The organism is Brasilonema bromeliae SPC951, from assembly GCF_012912135.1.
GTDB classification, from domain to species: Bacteria; Cyanobacteriota; Cyanobacteriia; order Cyanobacteriales; family Nostocaceae; genus Brasilonema; species Brasilonema bromeliae.
Genome location: NZ_QMEB01000321.1, coordinates 1 through 5838 on the forward strand (window position 1 = coordinate 1; position 5838 = coordinate 5838).

Here is a 5838-nt window from a genome sequence, read left to right on the forward strand (position 1 = left end):
CAATAGAAATGTTTTATCTTAAAAGAGAATAGACTTAATAAATTCAAGGAGTATTTATCGGTCTTCTGGCAAAAATACTGAACGCTGAATATAGCTGTACCCCTTTTATCTTCAAGCCTCTGACAACTCGGGAAATAGCGCGCCTCATTTTGCAAAGAGGGGATTTTCCAAGACACAACTCATTATCTGCGTAAAACTTGCTTGGTTGGTACAGCGCAAAGACGTAAGGAATATGCGTCTATTGGGTGTGCGAACTTGAAAGACTCAACTCCAACCTGCTATAGGAAGATGGTAATGACCCCCAGCATGACAGATTCTGCGGTGAAGGCGGCAATGGATATTATTGCTTCTTCCCCAGCAACGACACAAGAAAAAATCGAGATGCTGATTGAAATGGCGCAGGGCTTTCAAAAAAAGCCGAAAACTGCCCAAGATTTATGGAATGCAGTTTCGCTATGTCAGCAAGCGTATGATTTGTGTGATGAGGATAATTTGCTTTGGCAAGCTAGGGCAAAGGTAGGAATAGCAGTGGCTTTGAAGGCTATTCCCGATGTTGGGGAACAACTGTTGTTAGAGGCGAAAGAACGATTCCAAGAAGCCCTACCTATTTTACAACGGACACTTGCTTCAACGGAGGACAGCGACGCACAGCAGTGTCCTCAACAGCTTGCAACACCCGTGGAACTAGCAGAAGCCCAAATGAATTTTGGGTTAGTGTTGCAGTCGCTTGTGCCATTCAATTTAGCCCAGATGACAGATAGCATCCAGGCTTATCAAAAAGCTTTGCAGGTGTTTACCTGGCAGAAGTACCCGCAGGAATATGCGATTTTACACAACAATATTGCAATTGCTTACCTCTCGATACCCCTGACATCAGAAAGAGAATACCTGCGTCAAGGGTTAGCAGTACAGACATTTGAGGAGGCGCTGAAGCATATTGAGTTAATCAGCCATCCCAGGGAATATGCGATGTTGCAGAATAATCTGGGCAACGCTTTGCAATATCTACCGAGTTCGCATCCTTTGGAGAATGTTGTGCGGGCGATCGCCGCTTATGACGAAGCCTTAAAAGTGCGTAACCCCAGAGATACACCTCTGGAATACGCCAACACAATTTCTAACAAAGCCAACGCCTTATGGAATTTACCAGATAATCCGGAAAAACCAGAAGCTGGAAATCTCAAAAATCTCTTGCAAGCGCGTACCTATTATCAAAAAGCTTGGGAAATTTTCACTCAACATGAACAAATAGAACAAGCACAAGTAGTAGCACAGGTACTGCAAGAAGTTGAGACAGAAATCGATAATGGTTAGTGGTTGGTAGTTTTCAAAAAAATAACAACTAACAATTTTCGTGCAGGAGATAAGAATGACAGACCTTTTGACAAATCCTGTTTTAAAAGATTTTTTCACAAGCTTAATGGCTGGCGACTTAAATCTGATGACGGGATTTGTGTGGTTTTTAGTAGCAACAGCCTTATCTATGATTGGCGGTGCAATTGGCGGAATCATTTTAGCCAAAGAAGATTTAGGCTATGAGTTAGCTGCACTTCTTGGTGGATTCTTTGGTCCGGCTGGCGTCATTCCTGGAATAATCTTAGGGCTAATAGTCTTGAATGTGTTGAGAAATTTCTAGGAGGAGTCATGTTAGAGATAGGATGGTTCAGCGCTAGGCTATTTTTTAAGGGAAAGCTACTGCGCGACCCCATGTATTTTGTCAGGCAAACTACAATTGGCATTAGCGTAAGTGCATTGTTGTTGTTCCTGCTTGCACAAGCTAAAGTTAGCCTTTGGATACCAGTTATTGTCTCTAGCTTTTTGACTGGTGTTTTGATGCCATTTCTACATAAAGACCTCAAATTGAAATAAATTTCAGGCAGAAAGCTAAAACATTATAAAGTTTTCCGTCTCTTAACATTGACTGAAGCTATTATTAGGCCGGAACTTCAGTTCTAGGCGGCTGAACAGGCGAACAAATTTCAACTTACTAATGGCTTCTGGTCTCAAATTTATTTGAGGCTTATCAAACAGTGAACAGTGAACAGTGAACAGTGAACAGTGAACAACAGGACACGACACTGATAACTGGTAACTGGTAACTGATAACTGATAAAAGCTGCATTTCTTTATTCCAAAATCACCGATGAACACGCCAACTAAAATGACTCTTACACCAAAAGATGCAACAGAAGCGGTAAAAGTTTCCCAACTTTCACCTTTTTTGCTTCAAGGTGCAGAAGTTATTTTAGGAAAGACTCTTGAACTAGGTCAACTAGCAACACCTGTTGTACCCAGCAGTAGAGAAATGTTTGGTCCTCGTGGTGCTTGTTTAATATCTGAAACTGGACCATTGTGGGTATCAGATACAGGACATCATCGTTTATTAGGATGGCGGAATGTTCCCACTCAAGATAGTCAACCTGCTGATTGGGTGATTGGACAACCAGACTTTAATCATGAAGGACAAAATGCCAAAGGTAGTCCTGGAAGGGCAACACTCAGTGTACCAACCGGAATTTGTGCTTGTGGTGAAGGTTTGGCAGTTGCAGATGCTTGGAATCATCGCGTTTTGATTTGGAAAAAATTGCCAGAAGATAGCAATGTACCCGCCGATTTAGTATTAGGTCAAACCCATTTCACTGACAATGAACCAAACAGAGGAACTCAACAAGCAGCAGCTAATACTCTCAACTGGTGTTATGGAGTTTTCTATCATCAAGGAAAGTTCTTTGTTGCTGACACAGGTAATCGTCGGGTTTTAATTTGGCATCAATTACCTGAAGAAAATGGTCAACCGGCGGATGTTGTTTTGGGACAACACGATATGATGTCCCGTGATGAAAATGGCGGTGATACTGCTTCAGCATCGAGTATGCGTTGGTGTCATGACATCACTGTTTGGGAAGAAAATTTAGTTGTCACTGATGCGGGTAACAACCGTGTGATGATTTGGCAGGGAATTCCAACAGAAAATAATGCTTCTTGTGCGGTGGTATTAGGACAAAAAACTTTTGATTCAGTTGAAATGAACCAAGGAGTTTATTTTCCTAGTGCCAATAGTTTGAGTATGCCTTATGGTGTCGCTGCTGCTGGTGAGTGGTTGTTCGTCGCAGATACAGCGAATTCAAGGATTTTAGGCTGGAAAAAACCACAATCAATTTTCTCTTTGCACGGAAGCGAATGTCATGCTATTGCTGGACAAATCGACTTTCAACGTAAAGGTGAGAATCGTGATTTTGGGTTAGCAAAACGAGATAGCTTGAATTGGTCTTATGGAATAAAAGTGTGTGGAAAGACTGCAGTCATAGCAGATTCCGGAAATAACCGAGTTTTACTTTGGAAGATAACTACCAAAGAACTCAGCAACTCCTGAATTAGAACATAAAAGAAGTTTCTGTTATGTGTTGTGTTAAATCAGGTACACAGTCTCCAAATAGATTAGACCTCTTGCAAAAGTGAGATCTTACGAGGTTCTGTTAAGAGTTCTTTGTTAAGAGTTCCCTACAACTGCCACGAAGTCTATTGTACAAAACCTTTATCTAAAGATAGGAAATCATTCTGAGTTCTGTCTTTGTTTCCTTTGCATCTACGTAATTAGTTCAAATATCATGTCTACTGAAGAAATCATCAGGGTTCGCGGTATCGTTCAAGGAGTGGGATTCCGCCCCACTGTATATAGACTTGCAAAAGCATACGGGTTGCAAGGCGAAGTTTGTAATGACGGTCAAGGTGTCCTCATTTGGGTATCTGGCTGTGAAAAATCTATAGAAGAATTTGTTCAAAAATTACAGAAAGAGTGTCCGCCATTAGCGAGAATTGATGAAGTAACGCGCAAGCGTTATGAAGGCAAATCTACCTTTGGTGATTTTGTCATTTCTGACAGTGTTAGCAGCGCAGTGAAAACAGAAATTCCTGCGGATGCTGCGACTTGTCCAAAATGTAAAGCGGAAATTTTTGACCCTCTCAACCGCTGGTATCGTTATCCCTTCACCAACTGTACTCATTGCGGTCCTCGCTTAAGTATTATTCGCGCCATACCTTACGATCGCAACAACACAAGTATGGCTGCTTTTGCTATGTGTGCAGAGTGTCGTCGGGAATACAACGATGTTGAAAACCGTCGTTTTCACGCCCAGCCCGTAGCGTGTCAGATTTGCGGTCCTAAAGCCTGGTTAGAACGTTCAGATAATCAACCAATTACATGTCATATGTTTTCTATGCTTGACGATGTTGATGCCGTTTGTACCTTATTACAAAAAGGCGAAATAGTTGCCATTAAAGGGTTAGGTGGATTTCATCTAGCTTGCGACGCCACTCAGGAAAGTGCTGTGCAAAAACTACGCAGCCGTAAACAGCGCAATCAAAAGCCTTTTGCTTTAATGGCGCGAGATATATCAGTTATTGAAGAGTACTGCACCCCCAACACCAAGGAAAAAGAATTACTGGAAAGTCCCGCCGCGCCTGTTGTATTAATCCAGGCGAAAGCGGGAGACGATGAAGAAGAAAGGGGAAGTGGGAGAATACAATTCAAAATTCGTCTTGAAAAGTTTGCTCTGTCGGGAAACCAACGCCAGATACCAAGTGAGGGAGACCCTCATCAAGTACTGGCTTCTCCTAGGAACTTTTCGCAAAATTCAAAATTCAAAATTCAAAACCCAAAATCCAAAATCCAAAATCAAATTGCGCCCTCGGTTGCACCTGGGCAAAACACTTTGGGTTTCATGCTACCTTACACCCCGTTACATCACCTCATTCTCAGGCGGATGAATCGCCCGATTGTTTTGACAAGTGGTAATCTTTCTGATGATCCGCAATGTATTGATAATGTCGAAGCGCGTGAGAAGCTAGGAAAGATTGCAGATTATTTTCTTCTCCACAATCGGGAGATTGTAAGCCGAGTTGATGATTCGGTGGTGAGGGTTGTTGGCGATAAAGTGCTAACAATCCGTCGTGCTAGAGGATACGCACCAACATCTATTAATTTACCATCTGGATTTGAAAGCGTTCCTCACATTTTAGCAATGGGCAGTCAGCTAAAGAATACTTTTTGTTTATTGCGAGATGGAAAAGCTATTCTATCTCAACATATAGGAGATTTAGAAACTGCAGCCACTTTCAAATCTTATCAGGATACGCTCAATCTCTACTTAAATTTATTTGAGCATCAACCAAAAGCGATCGCTGTTGATTTACACCCTGAATATTTCTCAACAAAACTTGGAAAAGAACTTGCACACAATCAGTACGGACACGGCACAGCCGTGCCCCTACTTCACATCCAACATCATCATGCTCATATTGCTGCTTGCATGGCAGAAAATGATATAAATATTAATTCACCACCTGTTTTAGGTATTGCATTAGATGGATTGGGTTATGGTGAAGATGGAACACTGTGGGGCGGAGAATTTCTGTTAGCAGATTATCGCCAATTTAAGAGATTGGCGACATTTAAGCCAGTACCAATGATTGGCGGAACACAAGCAATGAGAGAACCCTGGCGTAATACCTACGCCCAGTTAAGATCTGCCTTTACTTGGGAAGATTTAAAACAAAAATACAGAAATTTAGAGATTTTAGAATTTCTAGAACAAAAACCGCTGAAACTTCTCAATCAGCTTGTCGAAAAAGGGATTAATGCTCCCTTGACTTCATCAGTAGGGCGTTTATTTGATGCGATCGCTGCTGCAATTGGTATCTGCCGAGAACAATGTAGCTATGAAGGACAAGCAGCAATTGAAATGGAAGCTTTGGCTGATACGAGTTCTTTAAAAAATAAAGAATATTTAAATTATAATTTTCAATTTCTTGTTTCAGATAATATTTCTTATATAGATT

Annotated in this window: 5 protein-coding genes; all 5 read left to right on the forward strand. The window is 41.5% G+C overall.

All coding sequences use genetic code 11. The annotated features are described in order from the left end of the window. Positions 1–294: 294 nt before the first annotated feature. Positions 295–1314, forward strand: coding sequence for a tetratricopeptide repeat protein (locus DP116_RS26570; protein ID WP_169157995.1), 1020 nt, complete (start codon positions 295–297; stop codon positions 1312–1314). Positions 1315–1369: 55 nt separating this feature from the next. Beyond that, a complete protein-coding gene (locus tag DP116_RS26575; RefSeq protein ID WP_169157996.1) occupies positions 1370–1636 on the forward strand; it encodes an asr0689 family protein in 267 nt (88 codons plus the stop codon). Between the two features lie 8 nt (positions 1637–1644). Continuing rightward, the gene (locus tag DP116_RS26580; protein WP_169157997.1) at positions 1645–1869 is read left to right on the forward strand and encodes a hypothetical protein; all 225 of its coding nucleotides are present in this window, start codon (positions 1645–1647) and stop codon (positions 1867–1869) included. Between the two features lie 274 nt (positions 1870–2143). Next, entirely contained in the window at positions 2144–3373 is a 1230-nt protein-coding gene (locus tag DP116_RS26585; protein ID WP_169157998.1) for an NHL repeat-containing protein, read from the forward strand. A 235-nt stretch (positions 3374–3608) separates the two neighbouring features. Beyond that, positions 3609–5838 (forward strand): carbamoyltransferase HypF (locus DP116_RS26590; RefSeq protein ID WP_169157999.1); only part of this gene is annotated, 2230 nt, incomplete at its 3' end.

Coding starts and splice junctions, on each gene's coding strand:
- DP116_RS26575 (WP_169157996.1), top strand. CDS start 1,370: ATGACAGACCTTTTGACAAATCCTGTTTTAAAAGATTTTTTCACAAGC.
- DP116_RS26580 (WP_169157997.1), top strand. CDS start 1,645: ATGTTAGAGATAGGATGGTTCAGCGCTAGGCTATTTTTTAAGGGAAAG.
- DP116_RS26585 (WP_169157998.1), top strand. CDS start 2,144: ATGAACACGCCAACTAAAATGACTCTTACACCAAAAGATGCAACAGAA.
- DP116_RS26570 (WP_169157995.1), top strand. CDS start 295: ATGACCCCCAGCATGACAGATTCTGCGGTGAAGGCGGCAATGGATATT.